This is a genomic window from Streptomyces sp. NBC_01410, assembly GCF_045040195.1.
Classification (GTDB): domain Bacteria; phylum Actinomycetota; class Actinomycetes; order Streptomycetales; family Streptomycetaceae; genus Streptomyces.
Genome location: NZ_CP109530.1, coordinates 7,229,860 through 7,252,736 on the forward strand (window position 1 = coordinate 7,229,860; position 22,877 = coordinate 7,252,736).

Annotated in this window: 22 protein-coding genes, 1 pseudogene and 1 riboswitch; of the genes and pseudogenes, 15 read left to right on the forward strand and 8 right to left on the reverse strand. The window is 70.1% G+C overall.

The genetic code is table 11. The features are described from left to right. Positions 1 to 89: 89 nt before the first annotated feature. The 10 genes from hpnE to OG741_RS33145 all read left to right on the forward strand — a co-directional run bounded on the left by hpnE (position 90) and on the right by OG741_RS33145 (position 11,667). Positions 90 to 1,460, forward strand: a complete 1,371-nt coding sequence (hpnE, locus tag OG741_RS33100) for a hydroxysqualene dehydroxylase HpnE (protein WP_405605896.1) — start codon at positions 90 to 92, stop codon at positions 1,458 to 1,460. Between the two features lie 38 nt (positions 1,461 to 1,498). After that, positions 1,499 to 2,575, forward strand: a complete 1,077-nt coding sequence (locus OG741_RS33105) for a polyprenyl synthetase family protein (protein ID WP_405605898.1) — start codon at positions 1,499 to 1,501, stop codon at positions 2,573 to 2,575. A gap of 143 nt (positions 2,576 to 2,718) precedes the next feature. Then, positions 2,719 to 4,731 carry a squalene--hopene cyclase gene (gene shc, locus OG741_RS33110; protein ID WP_405603813.1) on the forward strand — a complete coding sequence of 671 codons (2,013 nt, stop codon included), beginning with the start codon at positions 2,719 to 2,721 and terminating at the stop codon, positions 4,729 to 4,731. After that, on the forward strand, positions 4,731 to 5,384 hold the full coding sequence (locus OG741_RS33115; RefSeq protein WP_405603814.1) for a 1-hydroxy-2-methyl-2-butenyl 4-diphosphate reductase: 654 nt from the start codon (positions 4,731 to 4,733) through the stop codon (positions 5,382 to 5,384). The genes shc and OG741_RS33115 overlap by 1 nt, the downstream gene beginning before the upstream one ends. Positions 5,385 to 5,389: 5 nt before the next feature. Continuing rightward, positions 5,390 to 6,412 (forward strand): adenosyl-hopene transferase HpnH, encoded by a 1,023-nt coding sequence (gene hpnH / locus OG741_RS33120; RefSeq protein WP_266483575.1) that lies wholly within the window; start codon positions 5,390 to 5,392, stop codon positions 6,410 to 6,412. Between the two features lie 4 nt (positions 6,413 to 6,416). Continuing rightward, entirely contained in the window at positions 6,417 to 7,583 is a 1,167-nt protein-coding gene (ispG, locus tag OG741_RS33125) for a flavodoxin-dependent (E)-4-hydroxy-3-methylbut-2-enyl-diphosphate synthase (RefSeq protein ID WP_405603816.1), read from the forward strand. Positions 7,584 to 7,608: 25 nt separating this feature from the next. After that, positions 7,609 to 9,489 (forward strand): 1-deoxy-D-xylulose-5-phosphate synthase, encoded by a 1,881-nt coding sequence (dxs, locus tag OG741_RS33130; RefSeq protein ID WP_405603818.1) that lies wholly within the window; start codon positions 7,609 to 7,611, stop codon positions 9,487 to 9,489. Further along, positions 9,486 to 10,871, forward strand: a complete 1,386-nt coding sequence (locus OG741_RS33135; protein ID WP_405603820.1) for an aspartate aminotransferase family protein — start codon at positions 9,486 to 9,488, stop codon at positions 10,869 to 10,871. Before dxs ends, OG741_RS33135 begins: the two co-directional genes overlap by 4 nt. Before the next feature lie 60 nt (positions 10,872 to 10,931). Then, complete coding sequence (locus OG741_RS33140) at positions 10,932 to 11,519, forward strand: helix-turn-helix domain-containing protein (protein WP_405603822.1); 588 nt, start codon at positions 10,932 to 10,934, stop codon at positions 11,517 to 11,519. Further along, positions 11,512 to 11,667, forward strand: coding sequence for a DUF6126 family protein (locus OG741_RS33145; RefSeq protein WP_405603823.1), 156 nt, complete (start codon positions 11,512 to 11,514; stop codon positions 11,665 to 11,667). Before OG741_RS33140 ends, OG741_RS33145 begins: the two co-directional genes overlap by 8 nt. Positions 11,668 to 11,679: 12 nt before the next feature. On the opposite strand, the gene OG741_RS33150 is transcribed toward OG741_RS33145, so the two are convergent. Next, positions 11,680 to 12,492, reverse strand: coding sequence for a tyrosine-protein phosphatase (locus OG741_RS33150; RefSeq protein ID WP_405603825.1), 813 nt, complete (start codon positions 12,490 to 12,492; stop codon positions 11,680 to 11,682). A gap of 122 nt (positions 12,493 to 12,614) precedes the next feature. Between OG741_RS33150 and OG741_RS33155 the strand changes: the two are divergent. The 3 genes and pseudogenes from OG741_RS33155 to OG741_RS33165 all read left to right on the forward strand — a co-directional run. After that, positions 12,615 to 12,824: pseudogene (locus OG741_RS33155) on the forward strand (GH36 C-terminal domain-containing protein); the annotation flags it as partial. 408 nt (positions 12,825 to 13,232) lie between these two features. Continuing rightward, positions 13,233 to 13,388, forward strand: a riboswitch (cyclic di-AMP (ydaO/yuaA leader). Between the two features lie 4 nt (positions 13,389 to 13,392). Beyond that, complete coding sequence (locus OG741_RS33160; RefSeq protein ID WP_405603827.1) at positions 13,393 to 14,358, forward strand: peptidoglycan DD-metalloendopeptidase family protein; 966 nt, start codon at positions 13,393 to 13,395, stop codon at positions 14,356 to 14,358. A 172-nt stretch (positions 14,359 to 14,530) separates the two neighbouring features. Continuing rightward, positions 14,531 to 15,322, forward strand: coding sequence for an SGNH/GDSL hydrolase family protein (locus OG741_RS33165; RefSeq protein WP_405603829.1), 792 nt, complete (start codon positions 14,531 to 14,533; stop codon positions 15,320 to 15,322). Between the two features lie 49 nt (positions 15,323 to 15,371). Here the strand turns inward: OG741_RS33165 and OG741_RS33170 are convergent, their stop codons facing one another. The 7 genes from OG741_RS33170 to OG741_RS33200 form a co-directional block, all read right to left on the reverse strand. Further along, the gene (locus OG741_RS33170) at positions 15,372 to 16,250 is read right to left on the reverse strand and encodes a carbohydrate kinase family protein (RefSeq protein WP_405605900.1); all 879 of its coding nucleotides are present in this window, start codon (positions 16,248 to 16,250) and stop codon (positions 15,372 to 15,374) included. Between the two features lie 109 nt (positions 16,251 to 16,359). Continuing rightward, a complete protein-coding gene (locus OG741_RS33175) occupies positions 16,360 to 16,980 on the reverse strand; it encodes a TetR/AcrR family transcriptional regulator (RefSeq protein WP_405603830.1) in 621 nt (206 codons plus the stop codon). A gap of 9 nt (positions 16,981 to 16,989) precedes the next feature. Further along, the gene (locus OG741_RS33180; RefSeq protein WP_405603831.1) at positions 16,990 to 17,124 is read right to left on the reverse strand and encodes a hypothetical protein; all 135 of its coding nucleotides are present in this window, start codon (positions 17,122 to 17,124) and stop codon (positions 16,990 to 16,992) included. Next, on the reverse strand, positions 17,121 to 18,302 hold the full coding sequence (locus tag OG741_RS33185) for a Glu/Leu/Phe/Val dehydrogenase dimerization domain-containing protein (protein WP_405603832.1): 1,182 nt from the start codon (positions 18,300 to 18,302) through the stop codon (positions 17,121 to 17,123). Before OG741_RS33185 ends, OG741_RS33180 begins: the two co-directional genes overlap by 4 nt. Continuing rightward, positions 18,299 to 20,020 carry a thiamine pyrophosphate-dependent enzyme gene (locus OG741_RS33190; protein WP_405603833.1) on the reverse strand — a complete coding sequence of 574 codons (1,722 nt, stop codon included), beginning with the start codon at positions 20,018 to 20,020 and terminating at the stop codon, positions 18,299 to 18,301. Before OG741_RS33190 ends, OG741_RS33185 begins: the two co-directional genes overlap by 4 nt. 1 nt (position 20,021) lies before the next feature. After that, positions 20,022 to 20,165 (reverse strand): hypothetical protein, encoded by a 144-nt coding sequence (locus tag OG741_RS33195; RefSeq protein WP_405603834.1) that lies wholly within the window; start codon positions 20,163 to 20,165, stop codon positions 20,022 to 20,024. A gap of 70 nt (positions 20,166 to 20,235) precedes the next feature. After that, the gene (locus OG741_RS33200; protein ID WP_405603835.1) at positions 20,236 to 20,814 is read right to left on the reverse strand and encodes a carboxymuconolactone decarboxylase family protein; all 579 of its coding nucleotides are present in this window, start codon (positions 20,812 to 20,814) and stop codon (positions 20,236 to 20,238) included. Between the two features lie 134 nt (positions 20,815 to 20,948). On the opposite strand from OG741_RS33200, the gene OG741_RS33205 reads away from it, so the two are divergent. Both OG741_RS33205 and OG741_RS33210 read left to right on the forward strand, forming a co-directional pair. Next, positions 20,949 to 21,386: a PPOX class F420-dependent oxidoreductase gene (locus OG741_RS33205; protein ID WP_405603836.1), complete on the forward strand. Its 438-nt coding sequence runs from the start codon at positions 20,949 to 20,951 to the stop codon at positions 21,384 to 21,386. Between the two features lie 56 nt (positions 21,387 to 21,442). Beyond that, positions 21,443 to 22,627, forward strand: a complete 1,185-nt coding sequence (locus OG741_RS33210) for an MBL fold metallo-hydrolase (RefSeq protein WP_405603837.1) — start codon at positions 21,443 to 21,445, stop codon at positions 22,625 to 22,627. Positions 22,628 to 22,877 lie beyond the last annotated feature (250 nt).

Below are 22,877 nucleotides of genomic sequence, written 5' to 3' on the forward strand. Positions count from 1 at the left end.
CGGGGGGCAACCGTCCGCTGCGACGCGGCGTCCCTGACTGCATCGGACCAGGACCGGGACCGGGGGGAGGTCGCGTGACGGACGACGACATGCGGTCCCGGCACGCAGTGGTGGTCGGCGGAGGGCTCGCCGGCATCACCGCGGCGCTTCAACTCGCCGAGGCGGGAATGAGCGTCACACTGACCGAAAGCCGCACCCGGCTGGGCGGCCTCGCCTTCTCCTTCCGGCGCGGCGAGCTGACCGTCGACAACGGCCAGCATGTGTATCTGCGCTGCTGCACCGCGTACAGCTGGTTCCTCGACCGGGTCGACGGCGCTCATCTCGCGCCGCTCCAGGACCGTTTGGACGTACCGGTGCTGGATGTGGCGCACAAGCGCGGACCGCGCCTGGGCCGGCTGCGCCGCACCGCGCTGCCCGTGCCGCTGCACCTCGCCGCCGGCCTGGCCACCTATCCGCACCTCTCGATCGCCGAGCGCGCCGCCGTCGGGCGCGCCGCGCTCGCGCTGCAGAAGCTCGACCCCGCCGACCCGGCGCTGGACGGCGTCGACTTCGCGACCTGGCTGGGCCGCCACGGCCAGTCGGGGCGCGCCATCGAGGCCCTGTGGGACCTCGTCGGCGTGGCGACCCTGAACGCCACCGCGCCCCACGCCTCCATGGGGCTCGCCGCGATGGTCTTCAAGACCGGACTCCTGTCCGAGCCGGGCGCCGCCGACATCGGCTGGGCCCGGGTGCCGCTCGGGGAACTGCACGACACGCTGGCCCGCAAGGCCCTCGACTCGGCGGGGGTACGCACCGAGCTGTCGACCCGCGTCCGCGGCATCTCCCGTGCGGATCTGGGGCGTTGGCAGGTCGAGGTGGAAGGCGAGCTGCTGGAGGCTGACACCGTCGTGCTCGCCGTACCGCAGCGCGAGGCCCATGCGCTGCTGCCCGAGGGAGCCCTGGAAGACCCCGACAGGCTGCTCGACATCGGCACCGCGCCGATCCTCAACATCCATGTGCTGTACGACCGCAAGGTCCTGCGCCGCCCGTTCTTCGCCGCGCTCGGCACGCCGGTTCAGTGGGTCTTCGACCGCACGGAGGCCTCGGGGCTTGCCGAGGGCCAGTATCTGGCCCTGTCCCAGTCGGCCGCCGAGGACGAGATCGACACGCCCGTCGCCGCACTGCGCGAGCGGTATCTGCCCGAGCTGGAGCGGCTGTTGCCCGCCACGCGCGGAGCCGAAGTCCGCGACTTCTTCGTCACCCGGGAGCGTACGGCGACCTTCGCCCCGAGCCCGGGCGTCGGCAGGCTGCGCCCCGGTGCGCGTACCAGAGCGCCGGGCCTGTACCTTGCGGGCGCGTGGACCGCCACCGGCTGGCCCGCGACCATGGAGGGTGCCGTACGCAGCGGCTTCAGCGCCGCCGGCGCCGCACTCTCCGCTCTCGGCCGTCACCATGAACATCCGCTCAAGGAGGCGGCGTGAGCATCAGTACTGGAACAAGAGGAGAGACCGTGCCGACTGTGCCCTCGGCGAACCCGGCTGATGACACCGCAGCCGGAGGAGAGAGCCTGGACATCATTGCGCTGCTGGAGCGCGGGCGGACCATGTCCACCCCGGTGCTGCGTGCGGCCGTCAACCGGCTCGCGCCGCCGATGGACACCGTCGCCTCCTACCACTTCGGCTGGATCGACGCGCAGGGGCGGCCCGCCGACGGCGACGGCGGCAAGGCCGTACGCCCGGCGCTCGCGCTGCTGTCCGCCGAGGCCGCCGGCGCCGCACCCGAGGTCGGCATCCCCGGAGCTGTCGCCGTGGAGCTGGTGCACAACTTCTCGCTGCTGCACGACGACCTGATGGACGGCGACGAGCAGCGCCGCCACCGCGACACGGTGTGGAAGGTGCACGGACCGGCCCAGGCGATCCTCGTCGGCGACGCGCTGTTCGCGCTCGCGGGCGAGGTGCTGCTGGAGCTCGGCACCGTCGAGGCGGGCCGCGCCACCCGCCGGCTGACCACCGCCACCCGCAAGCTGATCGACGGCCAGGCCCAGGACATCTCCTACGAGCACCGCGAGCGGGTCACCGTCGAGGAGTGCCTGGAGATGGAGGGCAACAAGACCGGCGCGCTGCTGGCCTGCGCCTGCTCCATCGGCGCGGTGCTCGGCGGGGCCGACGACAAGATGGCCGACACGCTGGAGGCGTACGGCTACCACCTCGGTCTCGCCTTCCAGGCCGTCGACGATCTGCTGGGCATCTGGGGCGACCCGGAGGCCACCGGCAAGCAGACCTGGAGCGATCTGCGTCAGCGCAAGAAGTCCCTGCCGGTCGTCGCCGCTCTCGCGGCCGGCGGCCCGGCATCGCAGCGCCTCGGGGAGCTGCTCGCGGCCGATGCCAAGAGCAATGACTTCGACAGCTTCTCCGAGGAGGAATTCGCCACCAGGGCGGCCCTGATCGAGGAGGCGGGCGGCCGCGAGTGGACCTCGGACGAGGCCCGCAGGCAGCACGCGATCGCGATCGAGGCCCTCAGCGGTGTCGACATGCCGGAGCAGGTCCGGGCGCAGCTCGTCGCGCTCGCGGACTTCGTCGTCGTACGGAAGAGATGATCGCTATCGCCTCCAGCATATGCGTGTCCTCTGGGGGCTAGCCCCCAGACCCCCATGCAGTCGCCGGCCGGCGACCGGGAGACCGGGCACCGGCCGACGGAGACCCCAGCACAGCAGAGAGCCACTGCAACGAAGGGGAAGCCATGACAGCGACGACCGACGGAAGCAGCGGGCCCGCGGGGCCCGTGGCAGCCGCGGCCAGTGAACAGACCGACATCACGCGCGAAGCCGTCGATGTCACCCGGGCCGCGGCGCGGGCAGCGGAACGATCGATCGAGCATCTGCTGGGCCGGCAGGACGCCGAGGGCTGGTGGAAGGGCGACCTCGAGACCAATGTGACGATGGACGCCGAGGATCTGCTGCTGCGTCAGTTCCTCGGAATCCAGGACGCGCGCATCACTGAGGCGGCGGGCCGCTTCATCCGGGGCGAGCAGCGCGACGACGGCGCCTGGGCCACCTTCTACGGCGGGCCCGGCGAGCTCTCCGCCACCGTCGAGGCGTACGTCGCGCTGCGGCTGGCCGGTGACCGGCCCGACGATCCGCACATGGCGCGCGCATCCGCCTGGATCAGGGACCGGGGCGGCATCGCCGCGAGCCGGGTCTTCACCCGGATCTGGCTGGCCCTGTTCGGCTGGTGGAAGTGGGACGACCTTCCCGAGCTGCCGCCCGAGCTGATCTTCTTTCCGAAGTGGCTTCCGCTCAACATCTACGACTTCGGCTGCTGGGCCCGGCAGACGATAGTGCCGCTCACGGTCGTCTCGGCGATGCGTCCGGTGCGGCCCGCGCCGTTCGCGCTCGACGAGCTGCACACCGACGCGCGGACGCCGAACCCCGTCAGGCCCCTTGCTCCCGCCACGAGTTGGGACGGACTCTTCCAGCGTGCCGACAAGGTGCTGCACGCCTATCACAAGGTCGCACCGCGCCGGCTGCGCCGGGTCGCGATGAATGCGGCCGCGCGCTGGATCATCGAGCGCCAGGAGAACGACGGCTGCTGGGGCGGTATCCAGCCGCCCGCCGTGTACTCCGTCATCGCCCTGCATCTGCTCGGCTACGACCTTCAGCACCCCGTCATGAGGGCGGGCCTGGAGTCGCTGGACCGTTTCGCCGTCTGGCGCGAGGACGGCGCACGCATGATCGAGGCGTGTCAGTCGCCCGTATGGGACACCTGCCTGGCCACCATCGCGCTGGCCGACGCGGGACTGGCACCCGACCACCCGGCACTCGTCAAGGCCGCCGACTGGATGCTGGCCGAGGAAATCGTGCGGCCCGGTGACTGGGCCGTACGCAAGCCCCGGCTCGCCCCGGGCGGCTGGGCGTTCGAGTTCCACAACGACAACTACCCGGACATCGACGACACGGCCGAGGTCATCCTCGCGCTGCGGCGGGTCAGGCACCCCGATCCGAAGCGGGCGGAAGCGGCGATCGGCCGGGGCGCGCGCTGGACTATGGGCATGCAGTCCAGGAACGGTGCCTGGGCCGCCTTCGACGCCGACAACACCAGCGCGTTTCCCAACCGGCTGCCGTTCTGCGACTTCGGCGAAGTGATCGACCCGCCGTCGGCGGACGTCACCGCGCATGTCGTCGAGATGCTGGCCCACGAGGGCCTGGCCCACCACCCCCGTACCCGGCGCGGCATCGAGTGGCTGCTCGCCGAACAGGAGCCCAGCGGCGCCTGGTTCGGCCGCTGGGGCGTCAACTACGTCTACGGAACAGGCTCGGTGGTCCCCGCGCTCACCGCGGCCGGGATGCCCCTCTCGCATCCCGCGATCCGGCGTGCCGTGCGCTGGCTCGAATCCGTCCAGAACGACGACGGAGGCTGGGGCGAGGACCTGCGCTCCTACCGCGAGCAGAAGTGGATCGGCCACGGCGAGTCCACCGCATCCCAGACCGCCTGGGCACTGCTCGCGCTGCTCGCCGCGGGGGAGCGGGAGAGCAAGACGGTCGAGCGGGGCGTGGCCTGGCTCGCCGAGACCCAGCAGGCGGACGGATCCTGGGACGAGCCGTACTTCACCGGCACCGGCTTCCCCTGGGACTTCTCGATCAACTACCACCTCTACCGGCAGGTCTTCCCGCTCACGGCGCTCGGCCGCTATGTGCACGGCGAGCCCTTCACCGACCGTGCGGGCAGCGCCCCGGACAACCGAGAGGGGGGCTGATGGACCGGTCCCCGGAGCCGTCCGGCTCCGCAGCGCCGCTGCTGATCGCCTGTGCGCTCGGCATCGAGAAACTCGCCCTGCGCACCGGCGACCGCAGTGGTGCAATCGGTCCGGTGACCGTGCTCCGCAGCGGCATGGGCCCGCAGAGCGCGGAGCGTGCCGTGCGCGAGGCGCTGGGTGAAGAGCCACTGCGGGACGCGGCGGTCGTCGCCTCGGGCTTCTGCGCCGGGCTCGCCCCGGGGATGCACCCCGGGGATCTGGTGGTCGCCGACGAGACCCGTCACGCCGACGGCACCACGGTCTGTACGGATACGGAACTGCTGGTCAAGGCGGTGGCCCGGGCGGTTCCCGGACGCAGGGTGCACACCGGCCCGGTGACCGGCTCCGACCATGTCGTCCGCGGACACGAACGGGCCGAGCTGCGCGCCGGCGGGGCGATCGCCGTGGACATGGAGTCCGCGGCCACACTCCGCACCGCTCTGAGCGCCGGGCCCCGCCCGGTTGCGGCCGTCCGGGTGGTCGTGGACGCTCCTGAGCATGAGCTGGTCCGTATTGGCACGGTGCGCGGTGGAATATCAGCCTTCCGTGTTCTTCGTGCCGTCCTTCCTGCTTTTTTCGAATGGCACCGTTCTTTGCTGCTCCCCAGGAGGTGAGCTAGATGGCCATGCCGCTCCGTCAGACCATCAGGGTCGGGACATACCTCTTTGAACAGAAGCTCCGCAAGCGTGAGAAGTTCCCGCTCATCGTCGAGCTGGAACCGCTTTTCGCCTGCAATCTGAAGTGCGAGGGGTGCGGGAAGATCCAGCACCCGGCAGGGGTTCTGAAGCAGCGCATGCCGGTCGCGCAGGCGGTCGGGGCGGTCCTGGAGTCCGGGGCGCCGATGGTCTCCATCGCGGGCGGCGAGCCACTGATGCACCCTCAGATCGATGAGATCGTGCGCCAGTTGGTGGCGAGGAAGAAGTACGTCTTCCTCTGCACCAATGCGATGCTGCTGCGGAAGAAGATCGAGAACTTCACCCCTTCCCGGTACTTCGCCTTTGCCGTGCACATCGACGGGCTGCGTGAGCGGCACGACGAATCGGTCGCCAAGGAAGGTGTCTTCGACGAGGCGGTGGAGGCGATCAAGGAAGCCAAGAAGCGCGGCTTCCGGGTCACCACCAATTCGACCTTCTTCAACACCGACACCCCGCAGACCGTCATCGAGGTGCTCAATTACCTCAATGACGACCTGAAGGTGGACGAGATGATGATCTCGCCCGCGTACGCGTATGAGAAGGCGCCCGACCAGGAGCACTTCCTCGGCGTCGAGCAGACCCGCGAGCTGTTCAAGAAGTCCTTCGCCGGCGGCAACCGGCGCCGCTGGCGGCTCAACCACTCGCCGCTCTTCCTCGACTTCCTGGAGGGCAAGGCGGACTTCCCCTGCACGGCGTGGGCGATCCCCAACTACTCGCTCTTCGGCTGGCAGCGCCCCTGCTATCTGATGGCCGACGGTTACGTCCCCACGTACCGGGAGCTCATCGAGGAGACCGACTGGAGCAAGTACGGCCGCGGCAAGGACCCGCGCTGCGCCAACTGCATGGCGCACTGCGGCTACGAGCCCACCGCCGTCCTCGCCACCATGGGCTCGCTCAAGGAGTCCCTGCGGGCGGCACGCGACACCGTCTCGGGAAACCGCGGGTGACGTCATGTCCCAAGGAGAGCCAGTAGCGCTGGGGCTCCCGGAGCTGCCGGCCCGGCCGATCGCGATGCGCCGCACCTCGCGGCGCATCCACGTCGGGCCGGTCGCCGTCGGCGGGGACGCGCCCGTATCGGTGCAGTCGATGACGACCACGCGCACCTCGGACATCGGGGCGACGCTGCAGCAGATCGCCGAGCTGACCGCGTCGGGCTGCCAGATCGTACGGGTCGCCTGCCCCACCCAGGACGACGCGGACGCGCTCGCCACCATCGCCCGCAAATCGCAGATCCCGGTGATCGCGGACATCCACTTCCAGCCGAAGTACGTCTTCGCGGCGATCGACGCCGGGTGTGCGGCGGTCCGCGTGAACCCCGGCAACATCAAGCAGTTCGACGACAAGGTCAAGGAGATCGCCCGAGCCGCGTCGGACGCGGGGATTCCGATCCGGATCGGCGTGAACGCCGGATCGCTGGACCGGCGGCTGCTCGCCAAATACGGAAAGGCGACGCCGGAGGCGCTGGTCGAGTCCGCGCTGTGGGAGGCGTCCCTCTTCGAGGAGCACGGTTTCCGCGACATCAAGATCTCGGTCAAGCACAGCGACCCGGTCGTCATGGTCAACGCCTACCGGCAGCTGGCCGCGGCCTGCGACTATCCGCTGCACCTGGGGGTGACGGAGGCGGGGCCCGCGTTCCAGGGGACGATCAAGTCGGCCGTCGCCTTCGGGGCGCTGCTCTCCGAGGGCATCGGCGACACCATCCGGGTCTCGCTCTCCGCCCCGCCCGCCGAAGAGGTCAAGGTCGGCATCCAGATCCTGGAGTCGCTCAATCTGCGCCAGCGCCGCCTGGAGATCGTCTCCTGCCCGTCCTGCGGACGGGCCCAGGTCGATGTGTACAAGCTCGCCGACCAGGTCACGGCAGGCCTTGAGGGCATGGAGGTGCCGCTGCGCGTCGCCGTCATGGGGTGTGTCGTCAACGGTCCCGGCGAGGCGAGGGAAGCGGACCTCGGCGTGGCGTCGGGCAATGGGAAGGGTCAGATCTTCGTGAAGGGTGAGGTCATCAAGACCGTGCCCGAGTCGAAGATCGTCGAGACCCTCATCGAAGAGGCGATGAAGATCGCCGAATCCATGGAGGACGCGGGGACGGCCTCGGGTCCGCCCGCCGTCACCGTGAGCTGAATCAGCAAGTGAAGGGGGTCCGACCGTGACGATTCTTGAGAACATCCGGGGGCCGCGCGATCTGAAGGCGCTGACCGATGCGGAACTCGAAGAACTCTCCGAGGAGATCAGAGAGTTCCTGGTGCAGGCGGTGGCGAGAACGGGCGGCCACCTGGGACCGAACCTGGGCGTGGTGGAGCTGACCGTCGCCCTCCACCGGGTCTTCGACTCGCCCGTCGACCGCATCCTGTGGGACACGGGGCACCAGAGCTACGTACACAAACTGCTCACCGGCCGGCAGGACTTCTCCAAGCTGCGCGGCAAGGGCGGGCTCTCCGGCTATCCCTCGCGCGAGGAGTCCGAGCACGACGTCATCGAGAACTCCCACGCCTCCACCGTGCTCGGCTGGGCCGACGGCCTTGCCAAGGCCCATCAGGTGCTCGGCAGCAGCGGCCATGTCGTCGCGGTCATCGGGGACGGCGCTCTCACTGGCGGCATGGCCTGGGAGGCTCTCAACAACATCGCAGCGGCCAAGGACCGGCCGCTGATCATCGTCGTCAACGACAACGAACGCTCCTACGCGCCGACCATCGGCGGCCTCGCCAACCACCTCGCCACACTGCGTACCACCGACGGCTACGAGCGGGTCCTGGCCTGGGGCAAGGACGTCCTCCAGCACACGCCCGTCGTCGGCAAACCGCTGTACGAATCGCTGCACGGCGCGAAAAAGGGCTTCAAGGACGCCTTCGCGCCGCAGGGGATGTTCGAGGATCTGGGCCTGAAGTACGTCGGCCCGATCGACGGGCACGACATCGCGGCCGTCGAGTCGGCTCTGCGCCGGGCGAAACGATTCCACGGGCCCGTCCTGGTGCACTGCCTGACGGAGAAGGGCCGCGGCTACCAGCCCGCGCTGGAGGACGAGGCCGACCGCTTCCACACCGTCGGCATCATGGACCCGCTGACCTGCGAGCCGCTCGCACCGTCCAACGGCCCTTCCTGGACATCGGTGTTCGGGGACGAGATCGCCGAGATCGGGGCACAGCGGCCGGACGTCGTGGCGATAACGGCCGCGATGCTGCACCCCGTCGGTCTGACGAAGTTCGCCGAGCGCTTCCCCGAGCGGGTGTGGGACGTCGGGATCGCCGAGCAGCACGCCACAGTCTCCGCGGCCGGGCTCGCCACCGGAGGCCTGCACCCGGTCGTCGCCGTGTACGCCACCTTCCTCAACCGGGCGTTCGACCAGCTGCTGATGGATGTGGCCCTGCACAAGTGCGGAGTGACCTTCGTGCTCGACCGCGCGGGCGTCACCGGCGTCGACGGGCCCTCCCACAACGGCATGTGGGACATGTCGATCCTCCAGGTCGTACCCGGACTGCGGATCGCCGCGCCGCGCGACGCCGAACGGCTGCGCCAGGAGTTGCGCGAGGCCGTCGACGTCAGTGACGCGCCCACCGTGCTGCGCTTCCCGAAGGAGTCCGTGGGCGCACCGGTCGAGGCGATCGGCCGGATCGGCGGGATGGACGTACTGCACCGGGACATCGAGCCCGAGGTGCTTGTGGTGTCCGTAGGAGCCCTGGCGTCGGTATGTCTGCAGGCCGTGGAACTGCTCCGGGGGCGCGGCATCGCATGCACCGTCGTGGACCCGCGCTGGGTCAAGCCCGTCGACGAACAGCTCGCGCCGCTCGCCGCCCAGCACCGGCTGGTGGCCGTGGTCGAGGACAACAGCCGCAACGGCGGCGTCGGTTCGGCCGTCGGGCAGGCACTGCGGGACGCGGACGTCGATGTGCCGCTGCGTACCTTCGGTATCCCCGAGCAGTTCCTCGCCCACGCCAAGCGCGGCGAGGTGCTCGCCGACATCGGGCTCACGCCGGTGGAGATCGCGGGACGGATCAGCGCTGCCATGGCAGTCAAGGAGAACGGTCAATGAGCAAGGAGTTCGACCTGGCCCAGCTGCTCGCCGAGCGCGGAGGCGAGCGCTACGAGCTGCACGCCAGACATCTCAACCACCAGCTGCCGCGCATGCTGCACACCATCGGCTTCGACAAGGTCTACGAGCGGGCCGAGGGCGCGTACTTCTGGGACTCCGAGGGCAACGACTATCTCGACATGCTCGCGGGCTTCGGGGTGATGGGGCTCGGCAGGCACCACCCCGTCGTACGCAAAGCGCTGCACGACGTCCTGGACGCCTCACTCGCCGACCTCACCCGCTTCGACTGCCAGCCGCTGCCGGGACTGCTCGCCGAGAAGCTGCTGGCGCACAGCCCGCACCTGGACCGGGTGTTCTTCGGGAACAGCGGTACGGAAGCGGTGGAGACCGCCCTCAAGTTCGCCCGGTACGCGACCGGGAAGCCGAGGGTCGTCTACTGCTCCCACGCCTTCCACGGGCTCACCACCGGGTCCCTGTCGGTCAACGGCGAGGCGGGCTTCCGGGACGGATTCGCGCCGCTGCTGCCCGACACCGCGATCGCGATGGGCGATCTGGCCGCGCTGGAGCGGGAGTTGAAGCGCGGCGATGTGGCGGGCTTCGTCGTGGAGCCCGTCCAGGGCAAGGGGGTGCACGCGACCCCGCCCGGATTCCTTTACGCGGCCCAGGAGTTGCTTCACAAGCACAAGGCCCTGCTGATCGCCGACGAGGTGCAGACCGGCCTCGGCAGGACCGGCGACTTCTACGCCTACCAGCACGAGGAAGGGGTCGAGCCGGACCTGGTCTGTGTCGCGAAGGCGCTCTCGGGCGGATACGTACCTGTCGGGGCCACTCTTGGCAAGGACTGGATCTTCAAGAAGGTCTACTCCTCGATGGACCGGGTCCTTGTGCACTCGGCGAGCTTCGGATCCAACGCCCAGGCGATGGCCGCCGGGCTCGCGGTGCTCTCGGTGATCGAGGACGAGCAGATCGTTGCCAACGCCAGGGTGACCGGAGATCTGCTGCGCTCCCGCCTTGCCGCGCTCGTCGACCGCTATGAGCTGCTGCACGAGGTGCGCGGTCGCGGCCTGATGATCGGCATCGAGTTCGGCCGGCCTGACTCGATCAAGCTGCGCAGCCGCTGGACCATGCTTCAGGCGGCCCGCAAGGGCCTGTTCGCGCAGATGGTCGTGGTGCCGCTGCTGCAGAAGCACCGGATCCTGACCCAGGTCTCCGGCGACCATATGGAAGTGATCAAGCTGATTCCGCCGCTGACCATCGGCGAGCGGGAGGTGGAACGGTTCGTGGAGGCGTTCACGGCCGTGATGGACGATGCCCACGGCGGTGGCGGGCTGATGTGGGACTTCGGCAAGACCCTGGTCAAGCAGGCTGTCGCGAATCGCTGATCCTTTTGCCTCTGGGGCAAGAAATTTGTCTCAGAGGCAGCATCCTGGCGCAATGGACGTATGACCAATCCTGCCGCAGCGGCGGCTGACGGGCTGCCCGATGTCGCACCGCGGCTGCGCGAACTGCGCCGCCGCCGTGGTCTCACCCTGGAGGCCGCCGCCGAGCGCGCGGGGCTTTCCCCCGCCCATCTGTCCCGGCTCGAGACGGGCCGCCGCCAGCCCTCGCTGCCGATGCTGCTGGGTCTCGCCCGCATCTACGGTACGACCGTCGCCGAACTCCTCGGCGAGTCGGCGCCCGAGCGCGAGCCGATCATCCGCGCCGGGCGCAACGAGCCCTCGTCGGCCGACGGCTGGACCTACCACCGGGCCGGGGGCCCCGGCCGGGCCATGCAGGCCCTGCGGCTGGTCGTGCCGTACGGATCCCAGGGCGACCTGGTGCGGGTGCACCCGGGCGAGGAGTGGCTGTACGTGCTCGACGGGCGGCTCCGGCTGGCGCTCGGGGACGCCGTGCACGAGCTGAGCCCCGGGGACAGCGCGCACTTCGACTCCCAGACCCCGCACCGCATCGCCGCGGCCACACGCGAAGGGGCGGAGCTCCTGTTCGTACACACGCTGCTGCAGAGCCCCGACATCCATCCGCATGCCTGACACACGCGAAAGGCCCGCCATGTCCCAGCACAATGAAGAGAGGAAGTTCCCCCGAGGACTCGTGATCCGGCTCTTCGCCTATCTGGTGGCGGGCCATCTGTTCGCCGCGTTCCTGTATTTGCTGTTCACGCTCGGCGACAAGAGTTAGGCGGCCGGTGGCTCACGCCTCGTCGAGGAGGCGCTCGCGCAGCCGCTCGCGGGTTTCGGCGCTCACGTTCAGGCCCTCGCTGAGGTAGCGCTCGGTGTCGCCCCAGGTCTGCTGGATCGTTTCGAAGGCCGCGTTCAGATACTCGGCGCGCGCGTCGAAGAGCGGGGCGAGCAGTTGCATCACTTCGGGGGACATCGCGGCCGGAGAATTGTCGCCCCGGCGGACCAGATAACGGCGGTGCGGGTCATTGGACTTGAGGTAGTCGGCCTCGATGGCGTCCCGCTCGACACCGACCGCGAGCAGCGAGACCGCTATGGACAGACCGGCGCGGTCCTTGCCCGCCGCACAGTGCATCAGCGCCGGGACGCTGTCCTCGGCCAGCGCGTGCAGGACCCTGCTGTGCTCGGCGGTGCGCTCCTTGATGATCCTCCGGTACGACGCCGACATCCGGCCGGCCGCCTTCCCGTCCGCGAGGATCGAGCGCAGCTGGTCGAGATCGCCGTCCCGGACCATCTTCCAGAACTCCGCGCCGTCGGCCGGGTCGGTGAGCGGCAGATTCACATTGCGCACGCCGGGCAGCTCGACGTCCGGGCCCTCAAGGCGCATGTCGGCCGCGTTGCGGAAGTCGAAGATCGTGTGCAGACCGAGCGTGGCGAGGAACGAGGCGTCCGACTCGGTGGCATGGGCCAGATGACCGCTGCGGAAGAGCCGGCCGTGCCGCACCCGCCTGCCGTCCACGGTCGGCAGGCCGCCCACATCACGGAAATTGCGCACTCCGGTCAGCTCGGGCTCTGTCGAGGGGGCCTGCGGCAGTTGCTGCGTCACGTGGGCTCCTGAGGTGACTGCCGTCGGCGCTCCTCGCCGACGATGGCGCTTTCCCGACGATACGACATCGCTTTAGCGGGCAATCATTTCGATCTGTCGGCGAGCAGTTACGCACTCCACACGTCGTCCTCGCCTGGCTCCAGGCGCAGCACTACGGCGAACAGCCGCCGCGGCTCAGGCTGCGCGGTCTCGATCCTGCGGCGGTCTACGCGTGCCCGGACACGGGTGCCCTGCACCGTGGGTCGGTACTGCTGCACCACGGGCTGCACACGGGACTCAGGGGTGATCTGGACGCCACGGTGATCCGGCTGCGGCGGCTCGGGCAGAGGTAACCGTGACCGACAGGTACGGAGAATACGCCCGAAAAGGGACAATCGGCCGCCGGGGAATTTCTCGGTAATGGCAGATCCGAGGGAAAAGTGAGCCTGATCGGTCGATAGTCATCAAATGGTGCTTCTGTCCGAATTGGACGGTTCGACATAACCTGCCCCGTCTGCAATGGAGATGGGGCATGCGTCGTGAGCAGGATCATATTTGTCACGGTGTGTGGTGGCGTGACGGATACGAAATCCGTTGCCTGGCGGGGCGGGGAAGATCATTGATAGACGGAGCGTAACGGGAATTCTCCGGCGATATCACGCCGACTCGTGATCCGTAATTGCGGCAGCTTGTTCCTTTCGGCTCGGCTCGTTTACGTTCACGGCAATCCGGACGGACCGCCAAATCCTGCCGCCGCCCGGAATTCGAACCCACCCACGTGTGGCAGGAGCGGGGGACCCAGGTAGTACGCCGATTCCGCACTTCCGGAACGGCTCGGGGTTAAGCAGCGCAACCGCGCGGCCGGGCATCTCCAGCCCGAACCCGACAGCTCACCTCGCCGGCGCCGGAGAGGAAAGCGCCATGCCCGCAAAGGGTAAGCACCGCCGTCCCAAGACCAGCCCGATCACCCGCGGTTTCGTCGCAGCGGGCACAAGTGGCGCCGCCATCGCGATCCCGCTCATGGGTGCCACCGGGGCCCACGCCGCGGGCAAGACCGCCCCCGTCGCGACCTCGTCGCACACGGCAGTGACCGCCGCCGCGGCACCCGCCGCGTACAAGGCTCCGCACAAGCCGGCCGCCGCACCCACGACGTACTCGGTCGTCGCCGGTGACTATCTCTCCAAGATCGCGGACGAGCACAATGTCCGCGGTGGCTGGAAGAAGCTGTACCAGGACAACCGCGAGCGGGTCGGTGACAACCCCTCGCTGATCCACCCGGGCCTCAAGCTCACCCTCGGCACCACAGCGAAGGCGAAGGCTCCCGAGAAGTCGCAGCACCGCGAGAAGAGCCAGGACCGGACCGCCGCCAAGACCGCGTCCAAGGCTGTCACCAAGGCCGCCGCCAAGACCGTGTCCAAGGCCGCCTCCAAGGCCTCCACGGACTCCGGCTCGGCGAAGAGCGCCCCGCAGACCAGCAGCTCCGGGTTCACGACCCCCCTCGACGGCGCGACCGTCATCACGCCGTACCACCTCTCCGGCTCGATGTGGTCCAGCGGTTACCACACCGGTGTGGACTTCGCGGCCTCCACCGGCACCACGGTCAAGGCCGTCGGCCCGGGCACCGTCGTCTCCGCCGGGTGGGGCGGCGCGTACGGCAACGAGGTCGTCATCCAGCACGGCGACGGCAGCTACTCGCAGTACGCCCACCTCTCCTCCCTGGCCGTCTCCGCCGGCCAGAGCGTGAGCGGCGGCCAGCAGATCGGCCTCTCCGGCTCCACCGGCAACTCCACAGGACCGCACCTGCACTTCGAGATCCGCACCGGCCCGAGCTACGGCTCGGACGTCGACCCGCTGGCCTACCTGCGCCAGCACGGCGTCACCGTCTGACGCCCGTCCGACGCGGCGATCACGCTCTCGTCCCCTCGTGCCGCAGCCCGCGGCGCGGGGGGACGCGGCGTATTCCGCCCTGGACGAATCTTGGGCGGTGGCAAAGATCACCCCTCGTCAACCCCTCCTTACGGTCGCGTAGGTCACATACGTAAGGGGAGGATCAGTACTTGTGGCAGACGATTCGAGAACAGAGATCAGCGGCGGATTCGGGTCGTACGCGGCGATCGGTGACAGCTTCACCGAAGGCGTCGGCGACCCGGGTCCCGACGGGATGTACGTCGGCTGGGCGGACCGGTTCGCGGTCCTGCTCGACGACCGGATGCCGGAGCACACCTTCAGGTACGCCAACCTCGCCGTACGTGGGCGCCTCCTCGACCAGATCGTCTCGGAACAGGTGCCAAGGGCGAGGGAACTGGCCCCGGACCTCGTGACGTTCTGCGCCGGCGGCAATGACATCATCCGGCCCGGCACCGACCCGGACGACGTGGCCGAGCGCTTCGAGCGCGCGGTCGCCGACCTCACCGGCGCCGTGGGGACGGTCATGGTGACCACGGGCTTCGACACCCGCGGCGTGCCGGTGCTGCGCCATCTCCGCGGCAAGATCGCCATGTACACCGCGCATGTACGGGCCATCGCCGACCGTTACGACTGTCCCGTACTCGATCTGTGGTCGCTCAGGTCCGTCCAGGACCGGCGCGCCTGGGACGCCGACCGGCTCCATCTGTCGCCCGAGGGGCACACCCGGGTCGCGCTGCGAGCCGCCCAGGTCCTCGGCATCGAGGTGCCCGCCGACCCCGACCAGCCGTGGCCGCCGCTGCCGCCCCGTGGCACGCTCGAAGTGCGCCGCGACGACATCCAGTGGGCGCGGGAGCATCTGGTGCCGTGGATCGGCCGCCGGCTGCGCGGCGAGAGCTCCGGCGACCACGTGGAGGCCAAGCGGCCGAATCTGCTGCCCCTGTGACAGCGGCGGGGTGAACACGGGGTCGGTCCGGCGGCCCCGCAGCTGACTGTCAGATCTGTGCCGCCAGGAGTTCCGCCGCGCCGATCAGCGCCGTACTGCCCTCGCCCGTACAGGCGTGCGCGCCCGCCAGCGCGCCGAGCCGGGCGCTCTGCTCCAGATCACGGCCCGCCAGCCGCCCGTAGAGAAAGCCGCAGACATACGCGTCGCCCGCGCCGTTGGAGTCCACCACCCGGGCGGGCGGCGCCACCGCGGGGACCGGCCGCGGGGTGCTGCTGCCGTCGCGGGTCAGCAGATACGAGCCTCCCGCACCGGCCGTCGCGATCACGGCCTCGGCCCGTCCGTCGCGCAGGATCTCCCGCATCACCGACGCGATCCGCTCGCCCGCGCCCGCCGCACTGAGGAAGACCAGGTCCGAGCGGAGCGCGAACTCCCGGTGGTGGTCGGCCAGTCCGTCCCAGTCGTGCAGATCGGTGGAGACCGGGACGCCCAGCTTCTCGATGTCGTCGTACAGGAACCGCGCGAAGTTCACGATCGAGAGATGGACATGGCGGGCCCGGCGCAGATGGGGAAGGTAGACCTCGCGCGGCATGCGCAACTCCTCAGGATCGCGGGCGTCGTAGAACGACATCCGGCGGCCCGAGGGATCGACGAGATTGACCGCGCGCCGGGTACCGGCGGGGGAGATGAGCGGCTCGAAGTCCACCCCGCCCGCGGCGAGCCGGTCCTGGACCTGGCGTCCGGGCCAGTCGTCGCCGATGTAGTCGAGGAGCGTGACCTTCAGTCCCAGTGCCCGGCACCCGAGTGCCACATTGCCGCCGGTGTGGCCGGGCCATTCGCGGATCGGGCCGACGCCGACGGAGTCGACGAGCGGAACCGGCAGGGAGTCGACGCGGACGACCGTGTCGACGCCGCTGCCGCCGACGACCAGCACATCCTGTGTGTTGTAGGGGAGTTGATCGGTCTGCTGATGCTGCGAGGGGTGAGACACAGTCGCCCAGTATGACTGCCCAGCCGGGTCGGCGTAGCGGCGGGCGGGGTCAGCGAGCGACGGCTGTCAGCGCCTCGCGTTCCACACCGAGCTCACGGGCCAGCGCCTCGTCGGTCCACTCCAGCATCGCGGCGCGCGAGAGCGATCCCGCGTACGAGGTCATCTGCACGGCGAGCCCGTCCAGAAACGCCGTCAGCCGCCAGGCCGTTGCCGCCGGGTCCTCGCACGGGAACTCGCCGGCCGCCGCGCCCTCCGCGATGACCTCGGTCAGCGCGGCCTTCCACTGCTGGTCGAGATCGCGGGCCACCTCGCGCAGTGCGGGTTCACGCAGTGCGGCTGCCCAGCCCTCGATCCACAGGCGCCAGCCCTTGGCCGTCCCCGTCGGCGCGTACCAGCGGACCGCGGCGCGCAGCCGGCGCAGCGCCGTGGTGCGGCGGCCCAGCAGTTTGCGCAGATGGGCGAGATCGCCGTCGGCGGCATACGCGAAGGCCGCGGCGACGAGCTTCTCCTTGGTCGAGAAGTGGTAGAGGACCAGGGCGTTGCTCACGCCCAGCGCGGAGGCGACATCGGCGATCCGTACGGCCGCGACACCGTGTTCCTCGATCTGCTCGACGGCGGCGCCGAGCATTTCCTCACGCCTCTCCGCCACGTTCAACCGGACTCTGGCCACGTGCTCACCCTACACAGCCGATCTTGGACGCGGCCCGTACACCGTGTGGTCGAGCGCGAGCGCCCCGCCGGGGTGCGCGAGCAGGGGATTCACGGTGACGGCGGCCGACCGCGGGTCGAAGTGGGCGTCGAGCGAGGTCGTCATCTGTACCGGCCGAAGCGCTCGGCGATGACCGGCAGCCGGTCGGCGACGATCGCGTGCGCGGCGGCGCGTGGGGTCGTCCCGTCCGCCTCGGCGCGCGCCAGCATCTGGCCGATCAGCGCCCTCATCGAGCGGCGGGTGTAGGCGAACGCCTCGTCCGCGTCGGCGTCGATGTCCCCGAACAGCGTCCACCACCACCACGCGTTGGTACCGGAGTTGACGACGACATCGGGCAGAACGGTGATCCCGCGCCGCGCGAGCATCTCCTCGGCGTCCGGCAGCACCGGCATGTTCGCCGCCTCGACAACCAGGCGAGCCGTGATCTGCGCCTGGTTGGCCGTGTCGACGGCGTACGAGACGGCCGCGGGTACCAGCACCTCCGCGTCGGCGGACAGCCAGGCGTCGCCCGGCAGTTCCAGATCACCGGGCCGCAGGGCCGTACGGTCGACGGTGCCGTACGAGTCCCGCGCGGCCAGCAGCGCGTCGACGTCCAGGCCGTCCGGGTTGGCCATGGTGCCCTTGATGTCGGCGACGGCGACGATCTTCAGCCCGGCGCGGGCGAGGAAGCGGGCGGTCGCGCCGCCCATGGTGCCGAGTCCCTGGACGGAGACGCGCGTTCCCTCGTGCGGCACCCCTGCCCGGTCGAGCGCGACGAGGACCGACTCGGCGACGCCGCAGCCACCGACGAGCTCGTCGAGGCCGATGCCGTCGACCTCGACGGCGAAGGCGTCCGCGAGCCGCTTGCGCGCGGAGGCCTCGTCGTCGAGGAGGTGGTAGACGGCCTGGATGGAGGAGACGAGACCGGCCTCCTCGGCGGCGCGGTCGACGATGTCCTGGGTGAGCCCGAGGTCCTCGCCGGTGGTCCACATCGTCTCGATGTACGGGCGCACGGCGCGCAGATAGCGCACGAGGATCCCGTACGCCCGCGGGTCCTGCGGGTCGCAGTCGATGCCGCCCTTCGCACCGCCGAGCGGGATGTACCGACCGTCCGGGTTGTAGTGCAGGGCCTCCTTCATCGTCATCCCGCGGGCCAGCCCGGTCACCTCCTCCAGCGTGCAGCCCTCGCGCATACGCAGTCCTCCGCTGGACACCCCGCGTACGAGCCGGTCGATCACCAGATGGCCCTGGCGCCCGGTGACATGGTCGGTCCAGGTGAGCGACAGCAGGGGAGTGGTGGTCATCGGACGGTCTCCTCGGGAACGGTGATCACGGTGGGGCCCGGGGTGGCCAGGGCCCGGGTGAGTGCGGTGGCGAGCGCGCCGGGGGTGGGGGCGTGCACACCGTGCCCGCCGTAGGCGCGGGCGAGGGCGGGCAGATCGACGGGCGCGAAGTCGACGGCGGCCGGTTCGTCGCCGCGGGCGGCCATCTCGTCGCGGATCTCCCCGTACCCACCGTTGTCGAACACCACGACGGGCAGGGGAAGTTGAAGCTGAGTGGCGGTGGCGAGCTCCTGCACGGAGACCTGGAGCCCGCCGTCCCCGCTGAGCGCGATCACCTGGCGGTCCGGGTGCGCGGTCTTGGCGCCGATCGCCGCGGGCAGGGCGTAGCCGAGGGTGCCGAATCCGGTGGGGTGCAGATAGCGGGCGCCGGGGCCGATGGGCAGATGTGGCAGGGCCCCGTAGTAGCAGCACTGTGCGCTGTCGGAGGTGATGACGGCGTCGGCGTCGAGGACGCCGCGTATCGCCTGGAGGTAGGGCAGCCAGCGGGCGTCCCGCTCCCGGGTCTCGTCGTCCCGTGCGAGACGCAGAGTGGCGACCTCCTCGGCGGCACCGGGAGAGCCGTCCCCGATGTCGTCGGCTCCGCTCCCCGAATCCCGTACGAGACGCAGATCCACGGCACGCGGCACGGCATCCCGCCCCGTACGCAGCGCGGTGACGTTTCCCCCGGCCCCTCGGCCCGCTCCGGCGTCCCCGCACGCGGCCAGCAGCGCGCCGAGCACCTGTTGCGCGTCGCCCACCAGCGCGACGTCCGCCGCGAGTGCCGCGTACATCTGCGCCGGGTCCACGTCGACACGCACCAGCGTGCCGCGTAGGGGCGGCGGCTCCGACCACAGGTCGGACTCGGCCAGTTCGGTCCCCACCGCCAGTACCACATCGCGCTCGGTCAGCCACTTCTGTACGGCCGGGCTGTGCAGCGAGACACCCAGCGACAGTGGATGGGACTCGTCCACGATCCCCTTGCCGTTGGCGGTGGTGACGACGGGAGCGCTCAACTCCTCTGCCAGGGCGAGCAGTTCACCCGCCGCGCCGCGCGCCCCGCCGCCCAGCACGAGCGCCGGCCTGCTCGCCGTCCGCAGGGCGTCGGCGGCCTCCCGCAACCCGGTCGCCGGGGGGATCAAGGTCCCGGCCGCCGGGGCGCCACGTACCTCACCCGCCTTTTCCGCGGTCTCCAGCAGATCGAGCGGAATCTCGATGTGCACCGGCCGCGGCCGCCCGGTGGCGAAGAGCGTGAACGCCCGCGCGACCGCGGCGCCGATCTCGTCGGCCGTCGACACCCGGTGGCTGAACGCGGCGACGCCCCGCAGCGCCTCCGTCTGGCTGCGCATCTCGTGCAGCAGGCCGGTCGACTGGCGCGGGTGGCGCAGTGGCATCCCGGGCGAGACCACGAGCAGCGGCACGCTGTCGGAGTACGCCTGGCCGACCGCCGCCGCGATGTTCAGCAGTGCGGGTCCCGTGGTGGTGATCGCGACCCCGGGCCGCCCGCTGACCCGGGCGTACGCGTCGGCCGCGTATCCCGCGCCCTGCTCATGACGCGGCGTCACATGGGCGATTCCGTAAGCGGCGAGATGCCGGTAGATCTCCAGATTGTGCGTGCCCGGAATCCCGAAGGCCTGGGTGACGCCGTGTGCTGTCAGTGCCCGGACGACGGCCTCGCCGCCCGTCACAGCCGTCGACGCCATGTCACATGCCCGGCTCGGTGGTCGCCAGGGCGGTCATCGGGACCAGCTCGGTGGGGAGCTCGGACATGGTGCCTCCAGGCACGACGAGGACGGAGTAACTGAACCGTCGGTCAGTATCTGGAGGCGCGGGCTCCTGTGTCAACATGATCGTCAACTTGCCCCGCCCGGTCATCCGCCCGGCGGACCGGGCGGATGCCCAGGCAGCGAGCGGGCGGTCAGACGGAGGCGGACCCGGGCACCGCCCCGCGGGCCGGAATCTCGCAGTGGTCCTTGAACCCCTGGCTCGTCAGACCGAGCGCCGAATTCATCCGCGAGCGCAGGTTCTCCACCGCCACAATCGCCGTGAGCTCGACGAACGCGGCCTCGCCCAGCGTCGCGAGCAGCCGCGCGGCCTGCTCGTCCTCGACCTCGGGCGGATTCGCGGTCATCGCCTCCGCGTACTCCATGACATCGCGCTCCAGCGCGGTGTACGCGTCGCTCTCGCGCCACACCGGCACATCGTGCAGCTTGCGTACGTCCATGCCGCGCTCCCGGCTCACCCAGTGGCCGAAGTCCATGCACCAGCTGCACCCGATCGACGCGGCCGACGCCATCTCGGCCAGCGCCTTCAGATCGGCGTCGAGGTGCTTCCACTTCGCCACCGACTGCTCGAAACGCAGATCGCTCCAGAGCACCCGTGGGTTGTGCGCCAGCGCCCGGGCGGGGTCGAGCACCTTTCCGTACACGCGCCTGGAGTACCACTCGGTGAGTCGGAAGAGCGGCGAACGGCGCGGGGTGAGGGAGATACGGGCCATGACGGGCCTCCTGAGCTGTGGACGATGTCCTTTCACGCCTACGACGGACGGGGTGCGGCCGGATGTGACATCACGGACCGCGGCCGGGAAAAGATCTTCAGGAACACCGGCACCGGGACGGGCGTTGCCTGGTCATGACGGAAAGTGCGCAGCAGGACGCCTTGCTCAGGCTGGTCGCCGAACACAAAGGCGGGGTGCTGGTCACCCTCAAGCGGGACGGCAGGCCCCAGCTCTCCAATGTGAACCACTTCTACTATCCGAAGGAGCGGACCATCCGGGTGTCGCTCACGGACGGCCGCGCCAAGACCGCGAACCTGCGCCGCGACCCCCGCGCCTCGTACCACGTCACGAGCCGGGACCGCTGGGCCTGGACCGTCGCCGAGGGCACCGCCGAGCTCTCCGAGGTCGCGGCCGATCCGTACGACGAAACGGTCGAGGAACTGATCACGCTCTACCGCGACGTCAGCGGCGAGCACCCGGACTGGGACGACTACCGCCGTGCCATGGTCCGCGACAAACGCCTTGTGCTCAGGCTCCGGGTGGAACGGGCCTACGGCCAGCCCCGAGGCTGACCACTGTCGGACCCCACGCTCATAATGAAGACACCACACCGACCTCAGGAGGTGCCGTGACTGGCACTGGCCCCCACAACCCGCTGAGATCCCGGCTGCGCGCGCTCCGGCCGGCTGGTTTCGGCGCCGACCCGTCCGGCGAGCGGTGGGAGCGGATAAAGCGCTCACCGAACTTCTCCGACGGCGTCTTCCAGAACCCCGTGGGAGCCAGGACCAGGCCGTCCGGCGGTTCCATGATCGAGTTCGCCAAGATCTACTTCCGCAAGGAGGCGCGGGCCCGCCGCTCCCCGGTCGGGCATGTGCCCCTGCATGCCACCACCCTTGCCGACCTGGCCAAACCGCCCGCCTCCGGGCTGCGGCTCACCTGGATGGGACACTCCAGCGTCCTCACGGAGATCGACGGGCGGCGGGTGCTCTTCGACCCGGTCTGGGGCGAGCGCTGCTCCCCCTTCCCCTTCGCCGGTCCCAAGCGGCTGCACCCCGTGCCCGTGTCGCTCGCGGCCCTCGGCCCGGTCGATGTCGTCGTGATCTCCCACGACCACTACGACCACCTTGATCTGCCCAGCATCCGGGCGCTGGCCTCCACCGACACGATCTTCGCGGTGCCTCTCGGCGTCGGCGCTCACCTGGAGCACTGGGGCGTGCCCGCCGACCGGCTGCGCGAGCTGGACTGGAACGAGTCGGCGGAGGTGGCGGGCCTGCGGCTGACCGCGACCCCGGCCCGGCACTTCTGCGGCCGCGGAATCCGCAATCAGCAGCACACGCTCTGGGCGTCCTGGGCCGTCGCGGGCCCCGAGCACCGCGTCTACCACAGCGGTGACACCGGATACTTCCCCGGCTTCAAGGACATCGGCGCCGAGCACGGCCCCTTCGACGCCACCATGATCCAGATCGGTGCGTACAGCGAATACTGGCCGGACATCCATATGACACCGGCCGAGGGCATGCGCGCCCACCTCGATCTCCAGGGCGGCGAGCCGTCCGGTGCGATGCTGCCGATCCACTGGGGCACGTTCAATCTCGCGCCGCACCCGTGGGCCGAGCCCGGGGAGGGCACGGTCGCCGCGGCCGCTGCGGAAGGCGCCCGTGTCGCGCTGCCGCGGCCCGGCGAGCCCTTCGAGCCGACGGGCGAGAGTGTTCCGTCCGAGCTGTGGTGGCGCGCTGCGGCGACCGCGCCCGCCCAGGGCTGGGCCGCCTCCGGCGACAAGGGCAGGGGCCCCGAGGTGGCGCCGACCGCCTGATCGCCGACGCGTCCTGGGGCTCCCGCCGACACGCCTGGCGGGGGCGCGTTTTCGGCCTGCCGTGCGAAGGGTCATACCAGAGCGGGAATGAATAGCAGGCAAGTTTGTCAACTGCCCCCCGCACGTGCCCTCTTGGCGACTACCGTGTGTGCCCGGTGATCCACGATGGGCTTTTTCTGCGTACGCCGAGCCTATCGTCGAGCCGAAGCTGACCACTTGCATTGCAGTACGCCGATTCCTGGGGCCCCAC

Coding starts and splice junctions, on each gene's coding strand:
- hpnE (WP_405605896.1), top strand. CDS start 90: ATGCGGTCCCGGCACGCAGTGGTGGTCGGCGGAGGGCTCGCCGGCATC.
- shc (WP_405603813.1), top strand. CDS start 2,719: ATGACAGCGACGACCGACGGAAGCAGCGGGCCCGCGGGGCCCGTGGCA.
- OG741_RS33115 (WP_405603814.1), top strand. CDS start 4,731: ATGGACCGGTCCCCGGAGCCGTCCGGCTCCGCAGCGCCGCTGCTGATC.
- hpnH (WP_266483575.1), top strand. CDS start 5,390: ATGGCCATGCCGCTCCGTCAGACCATCAGGGTCGGGACATACCTCTTT.
- ispG (WP_405603816.1), top strand. CDS start 6,417: ATGTCCCAAGGAGAGCCAGTAGCGCTGGGGCTCCCGGAGCTGCCGGCC.
- OG741_RS33135 (WP_405603820.1), top strand. CDS start 9,486: ATGAGCAAGGAGTTCGACCTGGCCCAGCTGCTCGCCGAGCGCGGAGGC.
- OG741_RS33140 (WP_405603822.1), top strand. CDS start 10,932: ATGACCAATCCTGCCGCAGCGGCGGCTGACGGGCTGCCCGATGTCGCA.
- OG741_RS33145 (WP_405603823.1), top strand. CDS start 11,512: ATGCCTGACACACGCGAAAGGCCCGCCATGTCCCAGCACAATGAAGAG.
- OG741_RS33160 (WP_405603827.1), top strand. CDS start 13,393: ATGCCCGCAAAGGGTAAGCACCGCCGTCCCAAGACCAGCCCGATCACC.
- OG741_RS33180 (WP_405603831.1), bottom strand. CDS start 17,124: ATGACGACCTCGCTCGACGCCCACTTCGACCCGCGGTCGGCCGCCGTC.
- OG741_RS33185 (WP_405603832.1), bottom strand. CDS start 18,302: ATGACCACCACTCCCCTGCTGTCGCTCACCTGGACCGACCATGTCACC.
- OG741_RS33190 (WP_405603833.1), bottom strand. CDS start 20,020: ATGGCGTCGACGGCTGTGACGGGCGGCGAGGCCGTCGTCCGGGCACTG.
- OG741_RS33195 (WP_405603834.1), bottom strand. CDS start 20,165: ATGTTGACACAGGAGCCCGCGCCTCCAGATACTGACCGACGGTTCAGT.
- OG741_RS33200 (WP_405603835.1), bottom strand. CDS start 20,814: ATGGCCCGTATCTCCCTCACCCCGCGCCGTTCGCCGCTCTTCCGACTC.
- OG741_RS33205 (WP_405603836.1), top strand. CDS start 20,949: ATGACGGAAAGTGCGCAGCAGGACGCCTTGCTCAGGCTGGTCGCCGAA.